This is a genomic window from Micromonospora sp. NPDC051925, from assembly GCF_044548625.1.
Taxonomy (GTDB): Bacteria; Actinomycetota; Actinomycetes; order Mycobacteriales; family Micromonosporaceae; genus Micromonospora.
Window position 1 is genome coordinate 73,639 of record NZ_JBIUCH010000018.1, and the last position, 23,775, is coordinate 97,413.

Genomic DNA, 23,775 nt, shown 5'->3' on the forward strand with positions numbered 1-23,775 from the left:
GCACGGCGGGACCGGCTCCCCGGCACCCGTCCGCCGCAGCGTAGGTGGTGGACCGTCCACAGTGGCACCGCCGGGAGGACCGGCGGTCGTCGGCGAACGGCCGAGCCATCGTCGCCCGCGGACTGTCCCGCCGACCCGGGTCGGATGTCCCGGGCCGGCGGGATCGATCGGCCGGCACCGCGGAATGTCGGGCGGGGCCCCTTCTCCGCCTCGGGCGAGGAAGGGGCCCCACCCTGGATCAGGGTGCGGGGTGGAGGTTGGTGGTGGTCGCCCGGGTCATGTCGGTCGTCGCGGTCACCTCGGGCAGCCCCTCGGCGTACCCACCGGAGCGCACCCGGGACGACCAGTGGTCGTACCGTTGCCCGAGCTGCCCGACCCGGACGAAGGCCGCGCTGGCCAGGCAGGCGCTGAGCGGGTCACGCGGCTTGTCCGGCACGGTGGCCTGCGCGCAGCCTGCGCCGTACTGGCCCTGGTCGCGCAGCGGGTCGAAGCCCGAGCGGTCCCCGGTGCACGGATCCCAGTCGAACCCCTGGACGCAGTCGGCGTAGTTGACCACCGCCTGCGTCATCGCGTTGCGCAGGTGCTGGTGGGCCGACTGGTCGGCGTCGCTGCGCGGGCGGGCGTAGTCGGCGGGCAGGCCGTTGCCGCCGAAGAGCAGGCCGCTCAGGCTGTCGTCGAGCTCCAGCGCGGTGCCCCAACCGAGTTCGGTGTACGCCTGCAACAGCCGCAGCGCGTCGGAGACCGCCTTGCCCTTCTGCCAGAGCACCCGGGACACCTCCCAGGTGTCGCTGCTCGGCGCGGTCGGGCCGGTGCCGGCCCGCATCACCCGGTAGAAGTACTTCTGCCGGCCGGACAGCATCGCGCCGGCCTTGCTGCGGGCGGTCGCCGTCTGGTTGGCGTCGACCGGGATCGCCGCCGACTCGAACGCCGGCCGGTACGTCCCGGCCCACCGGTCGGTGAGGTACTTGTTCTCGTCGTAGCAGTAGCCCTGCGGGGTGGGCGAGCGGACGTCCCACGAGCAGAACGTGCCGATCGGGAACGTCCGGGTGGCGGTCTGCACCTCCTGCCACTGCCCGTTCGGCCACTTCACCCGCGACCGCAGGGTGATCTGGAGGTCGCCGGTGGTGGTCTCGAACCGGGGCCCCTCGTGCTGCTCGACGTTGACGAAATTGGCGTCGTAGCAGGTGGAGAAGGTCGGCGCGTGGCCCGGCGGCATGGCGTGGTGGGTCAGGTGGAAGGGGTTCGGCAGGTTGCTGCGGCGCACGGTCGACGGCACCGGCCGGCTGACCCGGCTCGCCGAGCACCCCGTGATCGCGTCGGACTCGGGAATCCGGTTCGCCTCCGGGAGCTCCTGGTCCGGGCTGCCCCACATGTCGTGCACCGGCAGGGCGTCACTGCCGTTCCAGACCACCGCCCGGCGGACGTTCTCCACCTGGGCGTTCCACCCGGCGACCGCCGTACGGTAGTCGGCCATCAGGGCGGTGAACAGCGCGTTGGTGCTGCCGTCGGCGGCCGGCCGGCTGAACTGGCGGACCCGCTCGTTGATGTTCCGCCCGACCTCGGCGACGGCCTCGCCCCGCCCGGCGGCGACCTGGCCGGCGAACTGCGGGTTCTCCAGCTGCAGAATGTTGTAGACCCGGGCGGCGGTGGCCCAGGCGGCGGCGTTGGCGACCGGGCCGGTGGTCCAGTCGCCGCCGACCCGGTTGCGGGCCCACTGTGCGAGATAGTTGATCGAGCCCGCCGGCAGGTGGGTGTCGAGCACGCTGACCGGGTCGGTCAGGCTGGTGCCGGCGGGAACGGTGAAGGTGCCCTCGGCTGCCGCGTCGACCGTGGCGAAGCCGAAGGTCGGTGACTCGGCCTTCGGGTAGTACGTGCCGAGGTAGTCCGTGATCGGCTGCCCGGTGATCTCCTTGTGGTGCACGTACGTGGTGATCACCGAGTTGAGCTGGCTCTTGGCGATGTTCTCCAGGGCCACGTGGGTGGCGAGCGCCATCGAGTCGACCTTGCGCTCGATGGTCTGCAACTGGGTGGCGATCCGGCCGAGGTTGGCGCGCACCTCGTCGATCGCCTTGGTGAGCGCGTCGAGCTGGGCGACCAGCCCGGTGTACATCTCCTTGAGCGCCGACTCGATCCGGTCGAACCGCTTGTCCATCCCCCTGGCCAGCCGGTCGATCTGCTGACGCAGCTTGCCGATCTCCGCCTGGATGGCGGCGTTCGGGTCACCGCCGCCGGCGAAGAGGCCGATCAGGCTGACCGCCGCGCCGAGCAGGTTGCCGGTCAGCACCGCCGTGCCCATCGCCGTCGCGGCCATGGTCAGGCCCTGCCCGAGCACCGTCGTCACGTACGTGTTGATCGCGGTCACCGAGGTCACCACGGCCCTGCCGATCGTCTCCAACTGCTTGCCGAACTTCTTGTCGGCGAAGCCGACCAGGGTGGAGAGCACCGAGACGGTGGACCCGAGCCCCTCGAATATCATCTGGTTCGCCTCGGTCTTCGCCTTTTCGGCGGTGACCACCGGGTCGCTCGGCTTCGGGTCCTGGTTGAGCGGGTAGCTGGTGGAGAAGTCGATCACCTCGGTGAGCCGGTCGTTGCCGTCGGCGTCGAGCACCTTCAGCGTGGCGTACGCCCGCTCCTGCACCAGCGCCCGGTAGGCGGCCTGGTCGCCGCGCGCGTCGCGGATCGCGGCCAGCGGCACGTAGTAGCCGACGGTCCCGGGGTTGCTGACGTTACCGTTGCTGTCGACGCGCGGATTGTGGATCTTGACGGCCAACAGCGTGTCGACCGGGGTACGCGCCGCGGTGTGGGTGCGCTCGCCGAAGGCGGCGTCCCAGCCGGTGGCCAGGGTGTCGTCGGTGGCGGCCCGGCGGTGCAGCTCCCGCCAGGTCTCCTGGACCAGCTCCCGGGAACGGGTGTTCCACGCCGCGTCCTGGTATCCGCCGCGGACCAGGTTCAACGCGTCCGGCACCACGTTGGCGCCCTCCGCGCCGACCGTGCTGGTCAGGAAGGCGCGTACCGCCGGGCCGGTGGTCACCGCGCTGGTGGACTCGCCGAGCCGGGCCAGCACCGCCGTCGCCACGGCGAACCGGGACCGGTCCTCACTGCGGGCGTCGGGCACCGCCGCGTCGGCGACCGCCCGGGTGGCGACCACATGCGCGGTCAGCTGCCCGGCATCGGCGGCCGGGTGGGCGGCACGCCAGTCCAGCAGCTCGGCGGTGAGCAGGGCGTCCTTCAGGCCGACCGCCCCGGCGTCGCGCAGCTGCACCACCGCTGCGAAGAGCGCCCCGTGCACCGCCTGCTCGTCGTACGCCACCGGGTCGGTGGCGCGGGCCGGCGTCTGGTGCATGGTGACCGCCAGTACCACGGCCACTCCGGTCGCACACCACCGTCGGGCGTTCCATCCGCCGCCCCGGGACCGACCCCGGCCCCCGGCACGTCTCGTCGCTGTCCCCACCGCTGCTCCTCCCGCCACCGGGCGCAACCCGCCCGCTGTCGCCGGGCGTCGACCCGACCGGGCCGACACCGCACCGGACCGCAGGGGTCGGTGCGGTGTCGACTCTGTGGGTCGGACCGTCCCGTCCGGCAGTGACAGCCGTCCCGTCGGCGCGGGACTCCGACGCCGGGAGGGCGGGTGGGCCCAGGGGGTGCGCCAGGGTCAGGGCGGTCCGGTCCCGGGTGAAGTAGCGGCGGTGGGCGGCGAGGCCGACCGGGGCAGGGCCCGGCGCAGGCCGAGGATCGGCCCGTCCGGTACCGGCCGAAGCCGCCCGGTCAGGGGCGGGGGCGGCGCAGGCGGACCGCCTGGACGATGTAGTCGAAGCCGGTGACCACGGTGACCACCACGGCGGCGGCCATGATCCAGGGGCCGACGGCGGCGAGGGCGGCCGGCATCGGCCAGAGGTACCAGGCGATGGCCAGGATCTGGAGCGTCGTCTTGAGCTTGCCGCCCCGGCTGGCGGCGATCACGCCGTGCCGGATCACCCAGAACCGCAGCCCGGTGATGCCCAGCTCCCGGACGAGGATCAGCGCCGTCACCCACCAGGACAGCCGGTCGTAGACGGAGAGCAGCACCAGGGCCGCGCCGGTGAGCGCCTTGTCGGCGATCGGGTCGGCCACCTTGCCGACCGAGGTGACCAGCCCGAACCGGCGGGCGATCCAACCGTCCAGCAGGTCGGTCATCGAGGCGAACGCGAAGATCAGGCAGGCGGCGATCCGCCACCCGGCGTGGGTCATCCCCGAGGTGATCACCGAGGCCGCGAAGACGGGCACCAGCACCAGCCGCAGCAGGGTCAGCCCGTTCGCCGCGTTGAGCACCGGCACCCGGCGGACCGGCGGCGCGGACTCCGCCGCCCCGGTCACCGCCGCGCCCCGCTCGGGCCGCCGTGGCGTACCTGGCACCGCCCCACCTGGCTCCCCCGCTCCGTCCGGGCCCACCGTCACCGTTCCGCGCCGGGCGCCGCCGAGATCATCTCATCCGGCACCGCCACCAGGTCGACGCCCTCCGTCGCAGTGACCGTCGCCCGGACCAGGTCGCCGGGGCGCAACGCGGTCAGGTCGACCCCGCCGCCGACCGGGGCGACCAGGGTGGTCGAGCCGTCGACCTCGGGGGCCTGGTGCGCCGCCCGGCCCTCCACCACGCCGTCGTCGACCGTGTCCACCAGCACCTCGACCGTGCTGCCGAGCCGCTCCTCGGCCCGCTGCGAGCACAGCTCGTCGGCGAGCGCGGCGAGCCGGTCGTACCGGCGCTTGACGGTGGCGGCGGAGAGCTTGCCGGGCAGGCCGGCGGCCTCGGTGCCGTCCTCGTCGCTGTAGTCGAACACGCCGATCGCGTCGAGCCGCGCCTCGGTCAGGAACCGGACCAGCTCGGCCACGTCCTGCCGGGTCTCCCCCGGGAAGCCGACGATGAAGTTGCTCCGCGCGCCCGCCTCCGGGGCCAGGGTGCGGGCGCTGGCCAGCAGCTCCAGGAACCGGTCGGTGGAACCGAACCGGCGCATCCGGCGCAGCACCGGCTCGCTGGAGTGCTGGAACGACAGGTCGAAGTAGGGCGCGACGCCCGGGGTGGTGGCGATCGCCTCGACCAGGCCGGGGCGGGTCTCGGCGGGCTGGAGGTAGCTGGCCCGCACCCGGACGATGCCGTCGATCGCGGCGAGCTGCGGCAGCAGCTTCTCCAGCGCCCGCGGGTCACCCAGGTCCTTGCCGTACGAGGTGGAGTTCTCGCTGACCAGCACCAGCTCGCGGACGCCGGTCTTGGCCAGCCACTCCGCCTCGGCGAGCAGCTCGTCGGGGGTACGCGAGACGAACGCGCCCCGGAACGCGGGGATGGCGCAGAACGCGCACCGCCGGTCGCAGCCGCTGGCCAGCTTCAGCGAGGCCACCGGGCCGGTGTCGAGCCGGCGACGCAACACCTGCCGCAGGTGCGCCGGGGTGTGCGCGTCGGTCTCCACCGTCACCCGGGTCGGGGTGCCGTGGCCGGGCAGCGACACCGCCGCCGCCCGCCGGTTGACCGGGGTGAGCGGGAGCAGTTCGCGTCGGTCGCGGGGGGTGTGCGCGTCGACCGTCTCACCGGCCAGCACCGCGCCCAGTCGGGCGGCGATGTCCGGGTAGTCGTCGAAGCTGAGCACCGCCTGCGCCTCGGGGAGGCTGTCGGCCAGCTCCCGCCCGTACCGCTCGGCCATGCAACCGGCGGCGACCACCTTGGCGCCGGTGTCGGCGGCGGCGAGCAGGGTCTGGATCGAGTCCTGCTTGGCCTTCTCCACGAAACCGCAGGTGTTGACGACCACCACGTCGGCGCCCTCACCGTCGGTGGTCACCTGCCAGCCGTCGGCGTGCAGCCGGGCGGCCAACTCCTCCGAGTCGACCTCGTTGCGGGCGCAGCCCAGGGTCAGCAGGGCGACCCGGCGGCCGTCGGCGGGCGGCTGTTCCGGGTCGCGGAGCGGCGTCGGACGCGCCGAACCGGCGTTGTCGGGGGTGGGGGTGGCAGACACCATCCGAGGGTACCGGGCGATACGGCGGGCCCGACCAACGGCGGCCTACGGTGTCGGCCGGTTCACCCTTCCCCGGCCGTCCCGGCCGCCGTCCCCGGGCCGTCCCGGCGGGCGGCGGGCGGCGGTCAGACCGCCGCCACACCCACCCGGACCAGCCGGTCCAACAGGGCGACCTCGGTGCCGGACAGGCCGGTGGAGCAGAACACCGAGATCTGCTCCGCGCCGGTCCGCCCGGGTGCCGCGCCGGCCAGCACCGCCCCCAGGTCCCGCAACCTCCCCGGGTACGGCCCGACGGCGGTCAACAGCGGCGGGTCGTACGTCGCCGCCTGGGCCGGCGAGTCGGTGACCAGCAGGTCGGCGGCGTCGAGCAGGTCGGTGTCGAACTCGTGCCGGTGGACCTGCTTGAAGCCGATGGCGTTGACATGGGTGCCCGGGGCGAGGTCGGCGGCGTCCAGCACCGGGGTGCCGCTGGTGGTCGCGAGCACCACCACGTCCCGGTCGCGGACCGCCTCGGGGGCCGAGCCGACGGCGCGGGCCGGCACCCCCAGCTCGGCGCGGACCCGGGCGGCGAACGTCTCCCGGCGGGCCGCCGAACGACTGTGCACGGTCACCTCGCGCAGTGGCCGGACGGCGGCGGTCGCCCAGACCTGGGTCCACGCCTGCCCGCCCGAGCCGATCACGCCCAGGGTGGTGGCGTCCGGGCGGGCCAGGGCGTCGACCGCCACCCCGCCCAGCCCGCCGGTCCGCCGGGAGCCCAGCTCGGCACCGACGGCGATCGCCCGGACCGCCCCGGTCCGGGCGTCGTGCAGCACCACCAGCTGCTCGCCGGCCGGGTGGCCGAGGGTGTCGTAGGAGCGGAAGCCGTACCACTCGTCGGTGAGCTGACCGGCGGTGAGCACCATCCGCCCACCGTCGAGCGGGGCGGACGCCCGGGGTGGGGCGACGAGCCGGCCGGCGTGGGCGGCCAGCAGCGCGTCCCGCATCGCCGCGACGGTGGTCGGCGCGTCCAGGGCGGCGGCGACCTGCCGGTCGGTGAAGAGCAGCGTCATGTCGTCATACTGCGACCTGAAGCTGACTTCAGCTCAAGCTCTGGTGGGCAGGATCACCCCGACCTGCTCCCGGGCGGTGCTAGCGTCGGCGGTGGTGGCCCGCGTGGCCACCCCGGACGAGTCGTGGGCGTACCCGGTCAGGCCAAGACGCCCCGTGACGACCCGACTCGTCCCCGGCCGACCGGCCCGGGACCGACCACCCCGAGGTGAACGATGGCCTGGATCGTGCTGGTGCTCTCCGGACTGCTGGAGACCGCGTGGGCGGTCTCCCTCGACCGCAGCGCCGGGTTCACCCGGCCACTGCCCTCGATCGTCTTCGCGGTCACCCTGATCGCCAGCATGCTGGGCCTGGCGTACGCCCTACGCGACATCCCCGTCGGCACCGGGTACGCGGTCTGGGTCGGCATCGGGGCGGTCGGCACCGCACTTGTCGGCATGGTCGCGCTGGGTGAGTCGGCGAGCCTGCCCCGGCTGCTCAGCCTGCTGCTGGTGGTGGCCGGCGTGGTCGGCCTCAAACTCTTCCACTGAACCGACCCACGGGCGCTGCCAGGCCGACCCGCGCTGCCACCGAGCCGACCTGATGCGCCCGGCTGAGCGCTGACAGGACCACCCTGGGCACCGGGCGACGGGCCTGGGCAGGCTATCCGCGCGCGTGCCGCAGCAACCGGAGTTGGCCGACCTCGGCGACGTTCTTCATCAGCTCGGCGTTCACCCAAGCGATCGTGTGGGCGACGGTGTGTGCAGGGTCGTCCCGCCAGGGGAACGGCGCGGTCGCGTCGAGGTCGGCGTCGCTGAGCTGGTCGAGCACCGCCAACCATTCGGTACGGAGGCCACCAAGCCAGGCCACCGTCTGGTCGCCGTCACCGGGCCAGCCGATCTCGGTACGCTCCCGTGGCGTGCGCCCCCGGGCATGGTCGACGGCGACCGTCCACCACCAACCGATGTGCCAGGTGATCCACCCGATCGTCGGGACGGGGATCGGTTCGGGCTCGACATCCGCCCAGTCCGGCACCCACCCGCCGTCGGCATCCGGGCGCACTGTCCAGCAATGCGTCACGGGTTCCCAGAGGAGGTCCGCCGGCTCCAGGCGTTCCAGGTGGTACTCGAACAGGGACCAGGTCAGGTCGAACTGCCAACGGAGCAGGTCACGGCGGGATACCGGCATCGGGTGACCGTGCCACACCGGCATGTCCCGGGGCGATCGGGTTTCTCACCCTGTCACCGGAGCGGGCCCGGTGGGATGTTGCCGCCCGGTGCGTAGTTCTCGTCCCCTGTGGGTAGTGATCGGCCAACCGCAGCACTCAGGCTCTCGATCACGGAGGACGTCATGGCCGACACCCACGTCACCGCTCGCCCGCGCACCAACGCCGCCCGGATCTGCACCATCCTGGCGTTCGTCTTCGCCGTCGTCGCGTTGCTGATCGCCCCGGTCATCTTCGGCATCATCGGCCTGGTGCTCGGCATCGTCGGCGCGGTGCTCGGCGACAAGCCGCTGGGGTGGTACGCCGCCGCGGCGAACGTCGTCGCCATCATCCTCAGCCTCGTGATCGTCAGCGCCATGGTCAACAGCTGACCTGACGCTCCCCCGCGAACGGGCCCGCCGGCATCCCGGCGGGCCCGTCGCACGTCCACCCCTCGGGCCGCCGCCCAGCGACGTCCATACCGGAACGGTCCCGAAACGGGCCGGACCGATGCCGGTCGGCGCGAGCCGGCTCAGTCGACGTCGCCCCGCAGGCCGGTCAGCACCTCTTCCAGCTCGTCCGGCTTGACCAGCACGTCGCGGGCCTTGGAACCCTCGGACGGGCCGACCACCCCACGGGTCTCCATCAGGTCCATCAGCCGACCCGCCTTGGCGAAGCCGACCCGCAGCTTGCGCTGGAGCATCGAGGTCGAGCCGAACTGCGAGGTGACCACCAGCTCGACCGCCTGCACCAACAGGTCCAGGTCGTCGCCGATGTCCTCGTCGATCTTCTTCTTGTTGTCCTGCGCCGGGGCCAGCACGTCCGGACGGAACTCCGGCTCCCGCTGGTCCTTGCAGAACTTCACCACGTCGGCGATCTCGCGCTCGGTCACCCAGGCGCCCTGGATGCGGACCGGCTTCGACGCGCCCATCGGCAGGAACAGCCCGTCGCCCCGGCCGAGCAGCTTCTCCGCGCCCGGCTGGTCGAGGATGACCCGGGAGTCGGCCAGCGACGAGGTGGCGAACGCCAGCCGGGACGGCACGTTCGCCTTGATCAGGCCGGTCACCACGTCGACGCTCGGCCGTTGGGTGGCCAGCACCAGGTGGATGCCGGCGGCGCGGGCGAGCTGGGTGATCCGGACGATCGAGTCCTCCACGTCACGCGGGGCGACCATCATCAGGTCGGCCAACTCGTCCACGATCACCAGCAGGTACGGGTACGGCCGCATCTCCCGCTCGCTGCCCGGCGGGGCCTTGATCTCGCCGTTGCGCACCTTGCGGTTGAAGTCGTCGACGTGCCGGACCCCGTTGGCGGCGAGGTCGTCGTAACGCATGTCCATCTCGCGGACGACCCACTCCAGCGAGTCGGCCGCCTTCTTGGGGTTGGTCACGATCGGGGTGACCAGGTGCGGGATGCCCTCGTAGCCGGTCATCTCGACCCGCTTCGGGTCGATCAGCAGCAGCCGCACCTCGTCCGGGGTGGCCCGGGTTAAAATGGACATAAGTAGCGTATTGAGACAACTGGACTTGCCGGCTCCGGTGGCGCCCGCGATCAGGATGTGCGGCATCTTCGCGAGGTTGGCCACCACGAAGCCGCCCTCGATGTCCTTGCCGAGGGCGACCACCATCGGGTGGTGGTCGCTGGTGGCGGCGCGCGAGCGCAGCACGTCACCGAGAGCGACGTTCTCCGGGTCGGTGTTGGGGATCTCCACCCCGACCGCGCTCTTGCCCGGGATGGGGCTCAGAATCCGGACGTCCGGCGACTTCACCGCGTACGCGATGTTGCGGGAGAGCTGGGTGATCCGCTCGACCTTGACGCCGTGCCCCAGCTCGACCTCGTACCGGGTGACGGTCGGGCCCCGGGTGAAGCCGGTGACCTCGGCGTCCACCCCGAACTGGTCGAACACGCCGGTCAGCGCGGCGATCACCTCGTCGTTGGCCTTGCTGCGGGTCTTCGGGGCGGCACCGCCGGTGAGCATGTTCGCCGGCGGCAGGGTGTAGTCGCCGGCCAGCCCGGTCAGCGCGAGCTGCTCGGCCCGGGTGGGCGGAGCCGAGTGCTCCGGCGGCTCCGCCGGCTTGCGGCTGGCGGGCACCCGGCTCGACGGCCGGCGCGGCAGCACGATGGTCTCCTGGAGGTCGACCTCCGGACCGACGTCGTCGAAGTCGCCCGGGTCGGGCGGCGGTGGCGCGGCCTTGCGGGCCGGACGGCGGCGGGCCGGCTTCCCGGCGGCCTCCGTCGGCTCCGCCGCCTCCTCCGCGGGGGCCTCGGGCGGGGCGACCAGCGTGCCGGTGAGCAGACCGAGTCGCTCCGGGATCTTGTTGATCGGGGTGGCGGTCACCACCAGCAGACCGAAGACGAGCAGCAGGATCAGCAGCGGCATGGCCACCCAGGCGGTCATCGCCCGCTCCAGGAGCCCGCCGACCCCGGCGCCGACCAGGCCACCGGCGTAGTCGCGCTGCACCGGGTCGACCGGGTTCTGTCCGATGTGCAGCATCGCCGCCGTGGCGACCAGCATGGAACCCCAGCCGACCAGGCCCCGCCCCCGGTGCTCCGGATCCACCGGGGTACGCATCAGCCGCCAGGCGCCGATCATCAACAGCACCGGCACCACCACCGCGATCGCGCCCAGGAAGAGCCGTACGGTGTCGGCGAGTCGCGCCCCGAGGGGACCGGCGCCGGAGAACCAGATACCCACCGCGCTGAGGATGGCCAGGCCGAACAGCAGCAGGCCGGCGCCGTCGCGGCGGTGTTCCGGGTTCAGGTCGCGGGCGGAGGCGGCCTGTCGACCGGCGGCCCGGAACCCCCAGCCGACCCCGTGCGCCATCCCCATCCACAGTGCCCCGATGGCGCGACCGACGTACGCCGCCGGAGCGGGCCGGGCGGCCGGCCGCCGCCGGGGCGCCGCCCGGGTGGTCTTCTTCGCCGGCTGACGGGCACGAGTGTTCGTGGTGCCACGCGGCGACGCGCCGCGTCGCCGGCTCGCCTGAGAGGTACGGCCCGCCATAGAGTCACCGTAACGGCGTTGCCCGGCAGATCGCCGCTTTTCCGGGTCGTGTCCGCGCGTCGCAGCACGGACCACGCCCGCAGACGTGTTATTCGCCTCAGAAGGGATGCCCGATGGCGTCGCCTGCTTTCGCGGACCGTCCGGACCCTCTGGCGGGTCACCCGCAGGCCCTGCGTCCGCTGACCGCCGACCTGGTCGCCGCCGTGCTGGGCAACCGGGGGTACGACGTCGTCGCCGACGACGACGGCGACCTCGTCGGCCGGTGGGACGACAGCCTGATCTGGTTCCTCCGCCAGGGCACCCTCGGTGAGCTGCTCCAGGTCCGCACCCTGACGGCACCGACCTTCGGCATCGAACACGTGCCCCCGCTCTACGCCTTCTGCAACTCGTGGAACCACGACCAGCTCTGGCCCAAGGCGTTCGTGCACGTCGACGACGACGGCCGGGCCCGGGTCTGCGGTGAGGTGATCACCGACCTGGAACGCGGGGTCACCCCGCACCAGCTCGACCAGTTGCTCGACTGCGGCATCACCGCCGGCTGTCAGCTCGCTGCCGCCGTCGGCCTGCTGCCCGGCGGGACGCCCGGATGACCGCCGAGTTCCGCCCCCGGGCGGGCAGACCGGCCGTTGCCCACCGCGATCCCGGCCTGGCGGCTGCGCTCACCGACGCCGAGGACCTGCCCGACGGCGAGGCCCGGCTGGCCGAACTCGACCGGATCGCCGCCCGCGCCGACGCGCTCGGCGACCCGCACTCCGCCCTGGACGCCAGGTTCGCGCTGGTCGAGGCGTACCTGCGGCACGGCGGGCGATGGCGGATAGTCGAGCCGGTACGCCGCCTGCTGGCCGCCGTGGACCGGACGCCCGACCTGCTCGACGCCCGCCCCGGCGACGCGGAGCTGGTGCGGCGGCACCTGCGGCACGCGGTGGAAGCCGCGATCGGCACCCCCCGGATCGGGCTGGACCAGGCCCAGGCGCTCCTCGACGCGCTGGCCCGGCGGGTCGGCGAGGACGCCGGGGTGGTCGCCCAGCTGCGCTGCCGGCTCGCCGACCACCAGGGCGACGAGCCGACAGCCCGCCAGTGGTACGACCGCTGGACGACCGCCGACCCGGACCCGGAGGCCGGCTGCCCCGGCTGCCTGCCGGTCCGTCGGGCCGAACTGCTGGCCGGCTGGGGGGACGACCGGGCCGCGCTGGACGCGCTGCGACCCGCGCTCGACGCCGTGGTCGACTGCACCGACCAGCCGGAACGGGCCCTCGCGGTGGCGCTGCTGCCGTGGCTGCGGGCCGGGGCGGCGGAGCAGGCCGGGGCGGCGCACCTGCGGGCGTACCGGCGACACCGGCGCGAGCGGACGGCGTTCCCGTACCTGGCCGCGCAGCTGCGGTTCTGCGCGCTGGCCGGGCACCCGGATCGGGCGCTGGACATCCTCGCCGAGCAGCTGCCCCGGCTGGACCACCCGTACGACGACCTGTCGGCGATGGAGTTCGCCGCCGCCGGGGCGCTGGTCTGCGCGCTCGCCGTCGAGTCCGGGCGGGACGATCGACGGGTGCGCCGCCCCGGGCACGCCGACCGGCCCGCCGCCGAGCTGGCCGTGGCGGCCCTCGGCGCCGACCTGTTGGCACAGGCCAACGGGCTGGCGGGCAGCTTCGACGCGCGCAACGGCACCGGCCACCACACCGGCCGGATCGCCGCCTGGCTGGCCGAACGGCCGGTCGGCGACCCGGTGCCGCTGCCGGCGCAGGAGAGCGTCACCGATCCGGCCGACGAACCGTTCCTGCCCTCGGCCGAGGAGCCGACCCCGCTGAGCCTGGCGCTGCTCACCGCCGTGCTGGACACCCGGGGTGACGTGTACGCGGTGGACGCCGGTGGGGTGGTGGTCGGTCGCTGGGACGAGGCGGTCGTCCAGTTCCGCCTGCTGGGCCGGCACGGGGAGATCCTGCACGCCCGGGTGGTGGCGGCCCGGCGGCTGCCGGCGGGACGACTCACCGAGGCGTACGAGTTCTGCAACGCCTGGAACCACGACCGGCTGCTGCCGAAGGCGTACGTGCACGAGCTGCCCGGCGGCGAGTTGGTGCTGGCCGGCGACGTCACCACCGACCTGGCGCACGGGGTGGCCCCGGCGCAGCTCGGCATCCTGGTCGACGCGGCGGTCACGACCGGCGTCGCGTACGCCGGGGCGGTCGCCGCGCTGCCCTGACCGACCCGCCGCCGGCCGAGCCCGGCGCGGCCGACGGCGTTACCCCGCCGGCCCCGGAGCTGCCGGAACGATCCGGCCGACCGGGCGGCGCGACCGGGCTACCGACCCGGCGTCGTGCCGCGGCTGCCGATCCGGCCGACCGGGCGGCGCGACCGGGGTCCGGACGTGGAGCGGCCCCCGACCACCGGGCGGTGGGGGTCGGGGGCCGCGGTACCGGTGGCCTCGGCTCAGTTCGCCGAGAACGCCAGGGTGTAGCCGGTGGCGCCGCTCAGCGCGGAGACCCGGTAGCGGTAGGCGCCGGCCGCGCCGTTCGCCGCCAGCTTCGCCACGCCGTCCACGGTGCTGGCGCGGGCGACGGTGCGGAAGGTGCCGTTGCTGAAGCGCTGGAGTTCCAGCACCAGCCGGCCGTCCCCGGTCGCCTCCAGGCAGGCGCTCTGCGCACCGGCCTGGGCCACGTAGAAGCGGCCGTCCGGCTGGGCCTGGGAGCGGCCGGCGGCGACGGTGCCGGTCCGGCGCACGTCGCCGGCGCAGGCGGTGTCACCGGCGGCCGGCGGGGCCTGCCCACCGGCGTCGGCCGGCGGCTGGGTGGCGCCGGTCTGCGGCTCCGCCTCCTGCTGGCCGTCGTTCGCGGTCACCAGGGTCAGGTTGTTGCGCTGGAGGATCTCGTTGACCGGCTGGAAGAAGGTGATGCCGCCGACGGTGCAGTCACCGGAGCCGCCGGAGGTGACGCCCTGCGCCTGGTCGCCGGAGATCCACGAGCCACCGGAGTCGCCCGGCTCGGCGCAGACGTCGGTGCGGGTCAGCCCGGTGACCGTCCCCTCCGGATAGTTCACGGTGGCGTTCTTGGCCTGGACCACACCGCAGCGGGTGCCCGTGGTGGAGCCGGAGCGGCAGATCGACGCGCCGGCCGGCACCTCGGTGGAGCCGTTGACCGGCACCACGCCGCCGTTGAAGTCGTTCACCACGCCCTGCGGGGTCCACTGGTCGTTGGTGCGGACGAACGCCCAGTCGTCGCCGGGGAACGACGACGCCGCGAAGGTGCCCTGCTGGGCCTGGTTGGCACCGGTGGTACGGGCACCGACCTGACCGCAGTGCCCGGCGGTGACGAACCCGCCCACGACGGAGAAGCCGATCGAGCAGCGACCCGCGTTGTTGATGAAGAACGGGTCGCCACCGACCAGGTCGAACAGCGGACGCGGCTGCTCACGGGAGGTGGTGATCCGCAGCGCCTCGGCCGGGGCGCCGCTGCCCGCCGCCCACCGACGGGTGCGCTCCTCGGCACCCGGCTGGGCGAGCACCACCACGGAGTTGGTGGCGACGTCGACGTACCAGCCGGCGATGTCCGGGGACGCCTGCCGGCCCACGGAGTCGAGCCGGCTCTTCGCCGCGTCCAACTCCCCGACCGCGCGGTCCACCTGCTTCGGCACCGCACCGGCGGCCCGGACCCGGTCCGCCTGGGCGGGGTCGGCGACCGCCACGTTGAGGGTCGTCCCGTCGTCGCTGAGCCAGGCGCCGCCGTAGTCGTTGCCGAGGGCGGCCCGCAGCCGGGTCAACGTGCTGGTGGCCTGTCGCTCGGCGGCCAGCCGCCGGACCGCCTGGTCCCGGCTGAGCCGCAGGTCCCGGCTCAGCGCGTCCACCACCTCGGGGGCGACTCCGCCGGTGACCCTGGCCCCGGTCCCACCTGCGCCCGACGCGCCCTGGTCACCGGCGAACGACGGCAGGGTCACCGCCGCCGTCAGTCCCGCCGCCGCCAGCACGACGCCGATCGCTGTCATCCGTCTGCGGTCCATCCGCCATGCTCCTCCCGGCCGACGCGGGGTACGCCTGCCGGACGGAGGTACGGAGACGGCCACCGATCGGTTGAGGAAATCCGCACTTATCGACGGATCGTGTCCGACCGGTCACGCCCCCGACCTCCGTACGCCGGGCTGCCCACCGCCCTGCCCATCCCTGGCAGGGTGTGGTTCGTCCCACCTCGGCCGCCAATACTCGTAGCCATGCAAGCGCAACGACAGCTCGGCGAGTTCCTGCGTTCCCGACGTTCCCGGCTTCGTCCGGAGGACGCCGGGGTGGTCACCTACGGTGAGCGACGGCGCGTCCCCGGGCTGCGCCGGGAGGAGTTGGCCCTGCTGGCCGGGGTGAGCGCCTCCTACTACTCACGGCTGGAGCAGGGGCAGGCGACGAACGCCTCGCCCGAGGTGCTGGACGCGCTCGCCCGGGCGCTGCGCCTCGACGACGCGGAACGCTCGACCCGACGAGCAGGACGTTCTACGTCACCGACTCGGTGCTCGGCACCATCTCGACCATTCCGCTGGCCGGCGGCCCGGCCAGGGTCTGGTCGTCGGCGTCCGCGCTGGCCCCGACGGGGTTCCTCGGCGTCAACGGCGTCAAGGTACGCGGCGGTGCGGTCTGGGCGACCAACCTGGACCAGGGCACGCTGCTGCGGATCCCGCTGCGCCAGGGCCACCCGGGGAGCATCGAGGTCAGGGCGACCGGACTCGTCGGCATCGACGACTTCGCCTTCACCGGCGACGGTCAGGTGATCGCCGCTCTCAACGCACCGAACACGGTGGTGGGCATCGACGGCACCGGGCACACCCGGACCCTGCTGACCGCCGCCGACGGGCTACAGAACCCGACCTCGGTGGCGGTGGCCGGGCACACGGTCCTCGTCGCCAGTGCCGCCTACACCACCTCGACCGACCCCAACCTGATCGTGGCCACCCTGCGCCACCGTTGATCCCGCCGATCGACGCCCGATGACGGGCCGGCCGCCGTCGTGCTGACGGCGGCCGGTCCGTTCACCCTGTTCCTACCGGTACGACGACCCCCGTCAGACCTCGACGACGGTCGGGACGATCATCGGACGGCGGCGGTACGCGTCGTTGACCCAGCGCCCCACGGTGCGCCGGACGATCTGCTGGAGCTGGTGCGGATCGGTGATGCCGTCCGCGGCGGCCCGGTTCAACGCCTCGGTGACCAGCGGGATCACCGGGTTGAACGCCGCCGGGTCCTCGGAGAAGCCCTTCGCCGACAGGGTCGGACCGGCGACCACCTTGCCGGTGACCGAGTCGACCACCACGGTGGTGGCGATGAAACCGCCGTCGCCGAGGATCCGCCGCTCGGTGAGCAGGGACTCGCTGACGTCGCCCACGGCCAGGCCGTCGACGTAGACGTACCGGCTCTTCACGTGCCCGACCACGCTGGCGCGGCCCTCGACCAGGTCGACCACGTCGCCGTCCTCGCAGATCACCACCCGGTCCGGGGCGACGCCGGACTCGATGCCGAGCCGGGCGTGCGCCCGCAGGTGCCGCCATTCACCGTGCACCGGCATCAGGTTGCTCGGCCGGACGACGTTGAGCAGGTAGAGCAGCTCACCGGCCGGGGCGTGGCCGGAGACGTGCACCTTGGCCACGTCCTTGTGCACCACCACCGCGCCGGCCCGGGCCAGCCGGTTGATCACCCGGTAGACCGAGGTCTCGTTGCCGGGGACCAGCGACGAGGCGAGCACGACGGTGTCGCCGGGGGCGATGGTGATGTGCCGGTGGTCACCGCTGGCCATCCGGCCCAGCGCGCTCATCGGCTCGCCCTGCGAACCGGTCGACATCAGCACGATCTGGTCGGGCGGCAGGGTGGTGGCCTCCTCGATCCCGATCACCAGGCCGGCCGGGATGTTGAGCAGGCCGAGATCGCGGGCGATGCCCATGTTGCGGACCATCGACCGGCCGATCAGCGCCACCTTGCGGTCGTGCTCCAACGCCGAGTCGAAGACCTGCTGCACCCGGTGCACGTGCGAGGCGAACGAGGCGACGATGATCCGCCCCTTCGCCTTGGCGAAGATCGAGTCGAGCACCGGCCCGATCTCGCGCTCCGGGGTGACGAAGCCGGGGATCTCGGCGTTGGTGGAGTCCGACAGGAGCAGGTCGACGCCCTCGGCCCCGAGCCGGGCGAAGCCGGCCAGGTCGGTGATCCGGCCGTCCAGCGGGAGCTGGTCCATCTTGAAGTCACCGGTGTGCAGCACCAGGCCGGCCGGGGTACGGATGGCCACCGCGAGCGCGTCCGGGATCGAGTGGTTGACCGCGAAGAACTCGCACTCGAACGGGCCCAGCCGCTCCCGGCCGCCCTCCCGCACGGTCAGCGTGTACGGCTGGATCCGCCGCTCGGCCAGCTTCGCCTCGACCAGGGCGAGCGTGAACTGGGAGCCGACCAGGGGGATGTCCGGCTTGTGGGCGAGCAGGTACGGCACCGCGCCGATGTGGTCCTCGTGGCCGTGGGTCAGCACGATCGCCTGCACGTCGGCCAGCCGGTCCAGGATCGGCCCGAAGTCGGGCAGGATCAGGTCCACGCCGGGCTGCTCGACGTCGGGGAAGAGCACCCCGCAGTCGACGATCAGCAGCTTGCCGCCGTACTCGAAGACGGTCATGTTCCGACCGATGGCACCGAGTCCGCCGAGCGGGATGATCCGCAGGCCGCCCTCGGGCAGCGGCGGGGGCAGTTCACCCTCGAATTGCGCCTCGGTCACGCGTCCACCTCATTCTGCGACGCCGTAACCCGGCGTCCGTCGTGTCGTTCGATCATTCGGGCAGGTCCAGGCCCGCCGCCGCGCAGTCCGCGCGCAGCAGGGCCAGTTCGTCGTCGGTGGCGTCCACCAGCGGTGGACGCACCGGGCCGGCCGGCAGGCCCTTCGCGTTCAGGCCCGCCTTCACCAGGATGGTGCCCGGGCTGCGGAAGATCCCGGTGAACAGCGGCAGCAGCCGCCGGTGCAGGGCCAGCGCGACGCCGGTCTCCCCCGCGTCGTACGCCTCGATCATCCGCTTGGCGAGCGCGCCGGTGAAGTGGGTCGAGGTGCCCACCAGGCCGACACCGCCGACCGCCAGGGTGGCCAGGGTGAGCGAGTCCTCGCCGCTGTAGAAGGCCAGGTCGGTACGGCTGGTCACCCAACTGGTGGCGGTCAGGTCACCCTTGGCGTCCTTGACCGCGACGATCCGCTCGTGCGCGGCGAGCCGCACCAGCGTCTCGGTCTCGATCGGCACCCCGGCGCGGTGCGGGATGTCGTACATCATGATCGGCAGGCCGGTGCCGTCGGCGATGGCGGTGAAGTGTCGCACCAGGCCGCGCTGCGGCGGCTTGCTGTAGTACGGCGTCACCACCAGCAGGCCGTGCGCGCCGGCCTTCTCCGCCGAGGCGGCCAGCTCGATGGTGTGCCGGGTGTCGTTGGTGCCGACCCCGGCCACGACCTGCGCCCGGTCGCCGATCGCCTCCACCACGGCCCGGATCAGGGTCTCCTTCTCCGCGTCCGTGGTGGTCGGCGACTCGCCGGTGGTGCCGTTGATCACCAGCGCGTCGTTGCCCTGCGCGTCGACGAGGTATGTCGCCAGCCGCACCGCGCCGTCGACGTCGAGGGAGCCGTCGGTGGTGAACGGGGTCGCCATCGCCGTGAGCAGTCGCCCGAACGGGCGGGGGATGCCCCGGTCGGGGGCGGCAGGGTGGTCGTGCGTCATGCTCACAACCTAGCGGACGAGCACCGGACGTCCGGTGGGGAAGGGCTCAGGACAGCTGTGCGTGCGGGCTCGTCGCCACTTCGGTGCCGTCGGGCAGGGTGGTGACGACGAAGTCGGCGAACACGTTCGGGGCGACCCGCTGGAGCTGCCGCAGGCACTCCACGGCCAGCTCACGGATCTCCACGTCGGCGTGCTCGGTGGCCCGCATCGCGATGAAGTGCCGCCAGGCGCGGTAGTTGCCGGTGACCACGATCCGGGTCTCGGTGGCGTTGGGCAGCACCGCCCGCGCCGCCTGCCGGGCCTGCTTGCGGCGCAGTGTCGGGTTGGGCTCGTCGGCGAACCGCTGCTCCAGCCCCTCCAGCAGCTCGGTGTACGCCCGGACGCTCGCCTCGGCGGCCTCGACGAACTTCTTGTGCAGCTCCGGGTCGTCGGCGATCACCGCCGGCTCGACCATCGCGGCGTCCCGCTCGGGGACGTACCGCTGGGAGAGCTGGGAGTAGGAGAAGTGCCGGTGCCGGATCAGCTCGTGGGTGAACGAGCGGGACACCCCGGTGAAGTAGAAGGTCACGGTGCCGTGCTCCAGCACCGACAGGTGCCCGACCTCCAGGATGTGCGCCAGGTAGCCGGCGTTGGTGGCGGTCGCCGGGTTCGGCTTCTTCCAGCTCTGGTAGCAGGCCCGACCGGCGAACTCGGCGAGCGCCTGGCCGCCCTCGGCGTCGGTCGACCACGGCACGTCGTCCGGGGCCTGGAACTGGGTCCACGCGATCAGCTGGGCCTGGGGCTGCACCATCTCCGGCATTCCTGCGACTGTAGTGGCCAGGTGGGCTGCGGGGAAACTTGGGCCACCGCCCTGACCAGCGAGATCATGGACACCTACCGTTCCCGGCGAACCGCAAGTGTCCAAGATCTCGCAGCCCGCCTTCCCACACGGTGGGAGCCGGGCGGGGACGGCTGGGTCGGGAGCCGGGCGGGAGCGGGTTGCGCCGGGTCGGCGGTGTGGTGGCCGGGCCGGGTGGTGTGGTGCCGGGCCGGACGGGGTTTGCGGCGGGTCAGACGTACAGGGCGGTCAACGGGGCCCAGGGCAGGTTGCGCAGCACCGAGAAGGCGAGCCAGACGGCGAGGAACCCGCCGATCACCGGGGTGCTGAGCCGCAGCTCCGGCAGCCGCCAGCCGAACGCCTGCTTACCGGCCCAGGCGACGAAGAGGTACGCCAGGAAGGGCACCGCGAAGACGAACACGACGTGGTGCCGGGCGGCGGCCGGCAGGTCGGCGTGCAGCAGGTACCACAGCGCGCGGGTGCCCCCGCAGCCCGGACAGTCCAGCCCGGTGGTGAGCTTGAGCAGGCAGCTCGGGGCGGCGTCCGGGTCACTGGCGGTCGGGTCGCTGACCAGCGCGTACGCCATTCCCGCAGCGACGCAGCCGAGCGCGGCCAGCGGCACCGCCCAGCGCGGCGAGCGGTCGTAGATCCGTAGCACGAAGCGGGTGAGGCGGTCCGGCTCGGGCGGTTGCCAGGCCACCGGCGGCCCCGCCGACCAGGACCCGGGCGGCACCGCCTCGGCGACCCCGTCACCCGATGCCGACCAGGACCCGGGCGGCACCGAATTCGGATCGGCACCCGGCCCCGGCCGGCCCGGCTCGGCCGCCTCGGTCAGCCCGGTCGACCCGCTCAACCCGGTCGGTCCGGTCGGCCCGTCAACGCTCGTCACGGGCTCACGGTACACCGGTGAGGCTCCGCAACGCGGCGGTCAGCGGGACCGCCAGGTCACCCGCCGGGGGCGGGGCGACCGCGTCCAGGCCGAGCCAGCCGGCGAGCCGGCGCAGCTCGGCGGCGAGCGCGACGGCGGTCTCCCCCGGGTCGACGCCGGGCTCCTGCCAGGCCGCCGGCACCAGCAGCACCCCGGCCTTGCGGTCGGCCTTGAGGTCGACCCGGGCGGTGAAGCGTTCCCCCTGGAGGAACGGCAGCACGTAGTAGCCGTACACCCGCTGCGGGGCCGGCACGTAGATCTCGATCCGGTAGCCGAAGCCGAACAGCCGCTCGGTGCGGGCCCGTTCCCAGACCAGCGGGTCGAACGGGCTGACCAGGGTGTTGCCCCGGAACCAACGGGGCAGCCGGGCGTCGACGTGCCGCCAGGCCGGCTGCCGCCAACCCTGCACCGTCACCGGCACCAGCTCGCCGGCCTCGACCAGCTCGGCGACGGCCTGTCGGGCACCGGCCAGCGGGAGCCGGAAGTAGTCCCGCAGCTCCGGCTCGGCGGCCACCCCGAGCGACCGGGCGGCCCGCGCGACCAGGGTGCGGTATGCCTCGGCGTCGGTCGGTGTGGGCGCGTCGAGCACGGCCGCCGGCAGCACCCGCTCGGGCAGGTCGTAGCGGCGGGCGAAGGAGGGGGTCCGGTCGGCGGCGGTGACCTCGCCGGCCCAGAACAGGAACTCCAGCGCCCGCTTCACCGCCGACCAGTTCCACCCCCAGTTGCCGGTCTCCCGGGGCGCGTCGTGCTCGATCTCGGCGGCGGTCAGCGGCCCGGCGGCGGCCACCTCGTCGCGTACCCAGGCGATCAGCTCGGGCTGCTCCTCGGCGATCCGCCGCATCCCACCCCAGGCGTCGTCGCGGGCCTTGGCCATCCGCCAGCGCAACGCGGCGTGCAGCCCCACCGGCACCAGGGACGCCTCGTGCCCCCAGTATTCGAACAGCTCCCGGGGGTGGCGGTAGGCGGCGGTGTCGAGCAGGCTCGTCGGGTAGGGCCCGAGCCGGCTGTAGAGCGGCAGGTAGTGCGCGCGCTGCAGCACGTTGACCGAGTCCATCTGGATCAGCCCGACCCGGTCGAGCACCCGGCGCAGGTGCCGGCGGGTGGGCGTCCCGGTGGGCGCCGGGTCGGCGAAGCCCTGGGCGGCGAGCGTCATCCGCCGGGCCTGGGCGAGGGAGAGCGATTCCGGTGCGACCATCGACGACGACCCTAGACCAGCGGTACGACACCGGAGCGGACACTGGACCGACCGCCCGGCGGGGCATAGAACGGACACATGCTCACCATCCGCCGCGAGGAGCCGGACGACGCCGAGGCGATCGCCCGGGTGCACATCCACGGCTGGCAGGCCGGCTACGCCGGCATCATGCCGGCCGAGGTGCTGGCCCGGCTCAACCCGGTGGCCTGGGCCCAACGCCGGCGGGACCTGGGCACCGCCGACCCGGAGCACCCGTTCACCACCCTGCTCGCCGAGATCGACGGGATGCCGGCCGGGTTCACCACCTTCGGCCCGTACCGCAACGACCAGGACCGGGGTGACCTGGACCTCGGGCACGGCGAGGTGCTGGCGATGTACGTGGAGCCGGCGCACTGGGGCGACGGGACCGCGCGGGCCCTACTCGCCGCCGCCCGGGACGGGCTGGCGGCGCACGGCTGGCGGGAGTACCGGCTCTGGGTGCTGGCCGACAACGCCCGCGCCCGCCGGTTCTACGAGCGGGCCGGCCTGTCAGCCGACGGCCAGCGGTCCCGCTACCGGGTGCCGCTGGCCGGCGGCGCGCCCCCGGTCCACCTCGACGAACTGCGCTACGTCGGCCGGCTCACCGGTTGACCCGGCCGGCCGCACCGGGCCACCCGGCCGGTCGGCAGGCCGCACCGGTCCGGCCGGGTCGGCAGGCACCGGGCTGCCGGGCCCGGCGGGCGGCACCGGGCTGCCTGGCCCGCCCCCGACCGGCACGGCCCAGGTGCGGATCGGCAGCAGCACCAGCAGCGCGAGGCTGATCCAGACGTAGGTGTTGCTGCCCAGGAAGCCGGAGAGCCCGGTGAAGTCCTTCTCCCAGGCCCAGACGATCCGGCTGCACAGCAGCCCGTAGCCGACCACCGCGAGGGCCAGCAACGCCCGCCGCCGCAGGCTGCCGGCGGGCGCGGCGACGGCGTTGTCGACCAGCAGGATCAGCGCCGGGATCAACCAGACCAGGTGGTGCACCCAGGTGACCGGGCTGACCAGGCACATCAGCACGCCGGTCAGGGCCAGCCCGGTGGCCTCGTCGCCGACCGCCACCGCGGCCCGGCAACGCCAGCCCCAGCAGGCCAGGGTGACCAGCACCAGCGCCAGCCAGGCCACGGTGCTCGGATGCTCGGGGTTCAGCCGGGCCACCATCCCGCGCAGCGACTGGTTGGACACGAACGCCAACTCGCCCACCCGGTCGGTGTTCCACAGCGCCGAGGTCCAGAACTCCCGGGCGGCGTCGGGGAAGAGCGCGGCGGCGAGCAGCGTCGCGGCGGCCGAGGCGGCGACGGCGGTGCCGGCCGCCCTGAACCGCCCGGTGATCAGCAGGTAGACGATGAAGACGCCCGGGGTCAGCTTGATCGCGGTGGCCAGCCCGATGCCGACCCCGGCCCACCGGTTACCGGTTGGCAGCAGCCGCAGCAGGTCCACCGCCACCAGGAAGAGCAGCAGCATGTTGACCTGGCCGAAGTTGACCGTCTCGCGCATCGGCTCGAACGCGGCGGCCAGGCAGAGCGCCACCGCCAGGACGAACCAGCGGGTCCAGCCGGCCCGCCGGGCGACCGGGTCGAGCAACCACCAGACCAGCACCGCGCTGACCAGCACGGTGGCGGCCACGCTGGTGGTGATCGCGACCGGCCACGGCAGGTACGCCATCGGCAGCATCACCAGCGCCGCGAAGGGCGGGTAGGTGAAGCCGTACTGGGTGCCGGGCTTGAGGTAGTCGTAGATCTCGCCGTGGTCGTGGACCCAGAAGTTGAGCGCGCCGTAGTAGACCTTCAGGTCGAAGAAGCCGTGCCGGACGGCCGCCACGGAGAGGAAGGCGGTCACCGCGACGGCGAGCACCGCCACCGCGACGACCTGCCCGGTCGTCCGCCTGGCACCCTGCGCCACCGTCGTCT

At 73.6% G+C, this 23,775-nt stretch carries 19 protein-coding genes, 1 pseudogene and 1 riboswitch; of the genes and pseudogenes, 7 read left to right on the forward strand and 13 right to left on the reverse strand.

All coding sequences use genetic code 11. From position 1 onward, the window contains the following. Positions 1-238 precede the first annotated feature (238 nt). The 4 genes from ACIG87_RS23570 to ACIG87_RS23585 form a co-directional block, all read right to left on the reverse strand. The gene (locus ACIG87_RS23570; protein ID WP_396853241.1) at positions 239-3,367 is read right to left on the reverse strand and encodes a hypothetical protein; all 3,129 of its coding nucleotides are present in this window, start codon (positions 3,365-3,367) and stop codon (positions 239-241) included. Positions 3,368-3,765: 398 nt separating this feature from the next. Next, entirely contained in the window at positions 3,766-4,353 is a 588-nt protein-coding gene (pgsA, locus tag ACIG87_RS23575) for a CDP-diacylglycerol--glycerol-3-phosphate 3-phosphatidyltransferase (protein WP_396853373.1), read from the reverse strand. A 77-nt stretch (positions 4,354-4,430) separates the two neighbouring features. After that, positions 4,431-5,981, reverse strand: coding sequence for a 30S ribosomal protein S12 methylthiotransferase RimO (rimO, locus tag ACIG87_RS23580; protein ID WP_396853242.1), 1,551 nt, complete (start codon positions 5,979-5,981; stop codon positions 4,431-4,433). Between the two features lie 122 nt (positions 5,982-6,103). Then, on the reverse strand, positions 6,104-7,027 hold the full coding sequence (locus ACIG87_RS23585; protein ID WP_396853243.1) for an ornithine cyclodeaminase family protein: 924 nt from the start codon (positions 7,025-7,027) through the stop codon (positions 6,104-6,106). Between the two features lie 90 nt (positions 7,028-7,117). Continuing rightward, positions 7,118-7,184, forward strand: a riboswitch (guanidine-III (ykkC-III) riboswitch). Positions 7,185-7,240: 56 nt separating this feature from the next. Between ACIG87_RS23585 and ACIG87_RS23590 the strand changes: the two genes are divergently transcribed. Next, positions 7,241-7,555: a DMT family transporter gene (locus ACIG87_RS23590; RefSeq protein WP_396853245.1), complete on the forward strand. Its 315-nt coding sequence runs from the start codon at positions 7,241-7,243 to the stop codon at positions 7,553-7,555. 112 nt (positions 7,556-7,667) lie between these two features. Here ACIG87_RS23590 and ACIG87_RS23595 read toward each other — a convergent pair whose 3' ends face one another. Then, a complete protein-coding gene (locus ACIG87_RS23595; protein WP_396853247.1) occupies positions 7,668-8,192 on the reverse strand; it encodes a DinB family protein in 525 nt (174 codons plus the stop codon). Between the two features lie 162 nt (positions 8,193-8,354). Here ACIG87_RS23595 and ACIG87_RS23600 point away from each other — a divergent pair, with 162 nt between their 5' ends. Continuing rightward, complete coding sequence (locus tag ACIG87_RS23600) at positions 8,355-8,600, forward strand: hypothetical protein (protein ID WP_396853248.1); 246 nt, start codon at positions 8,355-8,357, stop codon at positions 8,598-8,600. Between the two features lie 140 nt (positions 8,601-8,740). Here the strand turns inward: ACIG87_RS23600 and ACIG87_RS23605 are convergent, their stop codons facing one another. Next, entirely contained in the window at positions 8,741-11,212 is a 2,472-nt protein-coding gene (locus tag ACIG87_RS23605; RefSeq protein ID WP_396853250.1) for a DNA translocase FtsK, read from the reverse strand. Positions 11,213-11,325: 113 nt separating this feature from the next. On the opposite strand from ACIG87_RS23605, the gene ACIG87_RS23610 reads away from it, so the two are divergent. Further along, entirely contained in the window at positions 11,326-11,802 is a 477-nt protein-coding gene (locus ACIG87_RS23610; RefSeq protein WP_396853251.1) for a YbjN domain-containing protein, read from the forward strand. After that, a complete protein-coding gene (locus ACIG87_RS23615) occupies positions 11,799-13,406 on the forward strand; it encodes a YbjN domain-containing protein (RefSeq protein ID WP_396853253.1) in 1,608 nt (535 codons plus the stop codon). The genes ACIG87_RS23610 and ACIG87_RS23615 overlap by 4 nt, the downstream gene beginning before the upstream one ends. 227 nt (positions 13,407-13,633) lie before the next feature. On the opposite strand, the gene ACIG87_RS23620 is transcribed toward ACIG87_RS23615, so the two are convergent. Next, positions 13,634-15,196, reverse strand: a complete 1,563-nt coding sequence (locus ACIG87_RS23620) for a S1 family peptidase (RefSeq protein ID WP_396853254.1) — start codon at positions 15,194-15,196, stop codon at positions 13,634-13,636. A gap of 207 nt (positions 15,197-15,403) precedes the next feature. Between ACIG87_RS23620 and ACIG87_RS23625 the strand changes: the two are divergent. Both ACIG87_RS23625 and ACIG87_RS23630 read left to right on the forward strand, forming a co-directional pair. Further along, positions 15,404-15,691: pseudogene (locus ACIG87_RS23625) on the forward strand (helix-turn-helix domain-containing protein); the annotation flags it as partial. After that, positions 15,691-16,146, forward strand: a complete 456-nt coding sequence (locus ACIG87_RS23630) for a hypothetical protein (protein ID WP_396853384.1) — start codon at positions 15,691-15,693, stop codon at positions 16,144-16,146. The pseudogene ACIG87_RS23625 and the gene ACIG87_RS23630, both read left to right, overlap by 1 nt. 93 nt (positions 16,147-16,239) lie before the next feature. On the opposite strand, the gene ACIG87_RS23635 is transcribed toward ACIG87_RS23630, so the two are convergent. From ACIG87_RS23635 to ACIG87_RS23655, 5 genes are all read right to left on the reverse strand, one after another. Further along, positions 16,240-17,928, reverse strand: coding sequence for a ribonuclease J (locus ACIG87_RS23635; protein ID WP_396853256.1), 1,689 nt, complete (start codon positions 17,926-17,928; stop codon positions 16,240-16,242). Positions 17,929-17,980: 52 nt separating this feature from the next. Further along, the gene (gene dapA, locus ACIG87_RS23640) at positions 17,981-18,907 is read right to left on the reverse strand and encodes a 4-hydroxy-tetrahydrodipicolinate synthase (protein WP_396853258.1); all 927 of its coding nucleotides are present in this window, start codon (positions 18,905-18,907) and stop codon (positions 17,981-17,983) included. A gap of 46 nt (positions 18,908-18,953) precedes the next feature. Then, a complete protein-coding gene (gene thyX, locus ACIG87_RS23645; RefSeq protein ID WP_396853374.1) occupies positions 18,954-19,697 on the reverse strand; it encodes an FAD-dependent thymidylate synthase in 744 nt (247 codons plus the stop codon). Positions 19,698-19,956: 259 nt separating this feature from the next. After that, complete coding sequence (locus ACIG87_RS23650; protein WP_396853376.1) at positions 19,957-20,457, reverse strand: DUF2752 domain-containing protein; 501 nt, start codon at positions 20,455-20,457, stop codon at positions 19,957-19,959. Positions 20,458-20,617: 160 nt separating this feature from the next. After that, complete coding sequence (locus tag ACIG87_RS23655; protein ID WP_396853260.1) at positions 20,618-21,847, reverse strand: winged helix-turn-helix domain-containing protein; 1,230 nt, start codon at positions 21,845-21,847, stop codon at positions 20,618-20,620. Between the two features lie 78 nt (positions 21,848-21,925). On the opposite strand from ACIG87_RS23655, the gene ACIG87_RS23660 reads away from it, so the two are divergent. Further along, on the forward strand, positions 21,926-22,477 hold the full coding sequence (locus ACIG87_RS23660) for a GNAT family N-acetyltransferase (protein ID WP_396853262.1): 552 nt from the start codon (positions 21,926-21,928) through the stop codon (positions 22,475-22,477). Here the strand turns inward: ACIG87_RS23660 and ACIG87_RS23665 are convergent. Then, complete coding sequence (locus tag ACIG87_RS23665; RefSeq protein WP_396853264.1) at positions 22,376-23,767, reverse strand: glycosyltransferase family 87 protein; 1,392 nt, start codon at positions 23,765-23,767, stop codon at positions 22,376-22,378. The genes ACIG87_RS23660 and ACIG87_RS23665 overlap by 102 nt on opposite strands. Positions 23,768-23,775: the final 8 nt, after the last annotated feature.

Bases quoted from the DNA above. Each gene is read 5' to 3' on its own strand.
- rimO (WP_396853242.1), bottom strand. From the start codon at position 5,981: ATGGTGTCTGCCACCCCCACCCCCGACAACGCCGGTTCGGCGCGTCCG.
- ACIG87_RS23585 (WP_396853243.1), bottom strand. From the start codon at position 7,027: ATGACGCTGCTCTTCACCGACCGGCAGGTCGCCGCCGCCCTGGACGCG.
- ACIG87_RS23590 (WP_396853245.1), top strand. From the start codon at position 7,241: ATGGCCTGGATCGTGCTGGTGCTCTCCGGACTGCTGGAGACCGCGTGG.
- ACIG87_RS23595 (WP_396853247.1), bottom strand. From the start codon at position 8,192: ATGCCGGTATCCCGCCGTGACCTGCTCCGTTGGCAGTTCGACCTGACC.
- ACIG87_RS23600 (WP_396853248.1), top strand. From the start codon at position 8,355: ATGGCCGACACCCACGTCACCGCTCGCCCGCGCACCAACGCCGCCCGG.
- ACIG87_RS23605 (WP_396853250.1), bottom strand. From the start codon at position 11,212: ATGGCGGGCCGTACCTCTCAGGCGAGCCGGCGACGCGGCGCGTCGCCG.
- ACIG87_RS23610 (WP_396853251.1), top strand. From the start codon at position 11,326: ATGGCGTCGCCTGCTTTCGCGGACCGTCCGGACCCTCTGGCGGGTCAC.
- ACIG87_RS23615 (WP_396853253.1), top strand. From the start codon at position 11,799: ATGACCGCCGAGTTCCGCCCCCGGGCGGGCAGACCGGCCGTTGCCCAC.
- ACIG87_RS23620 (WP_396853254.1), bottom strand. From the start codon at position 15,196: ATGGACCGCAGACGGATGACAGCGATCGGCGTCGTGCTGGCGGCGGCG.
- dapA (WP_396853258.1), bottom strand. From the start codon at position 18,907: ATGACGCACGACCACCCTGCCGCCCCCGACCGGGGCATCCCCCGCCCG.
- thyX (WP_396853374.1), bottom strand. From the start codon at position 19,697: ATGGTGCAGCCCCAGGCCCAGCTGATCGCGTGGACCCAGTTCCAGGCC.
- ACIG87_RS23655 (WP_396853260.1), bottom strand. From the start codon at position 21,847: ATGGTCGCACCGGAATCGCTCTCCCTCGCCCAGGCCCGGCGGATGACG.
- ACIG87_RS23660 (WP_396853262.1), top strand. From the start codon at position 21,926: ATGCTCACCATCCGCCGCGAGGAGCCGGACGACGCCGAGGCGATCGCC.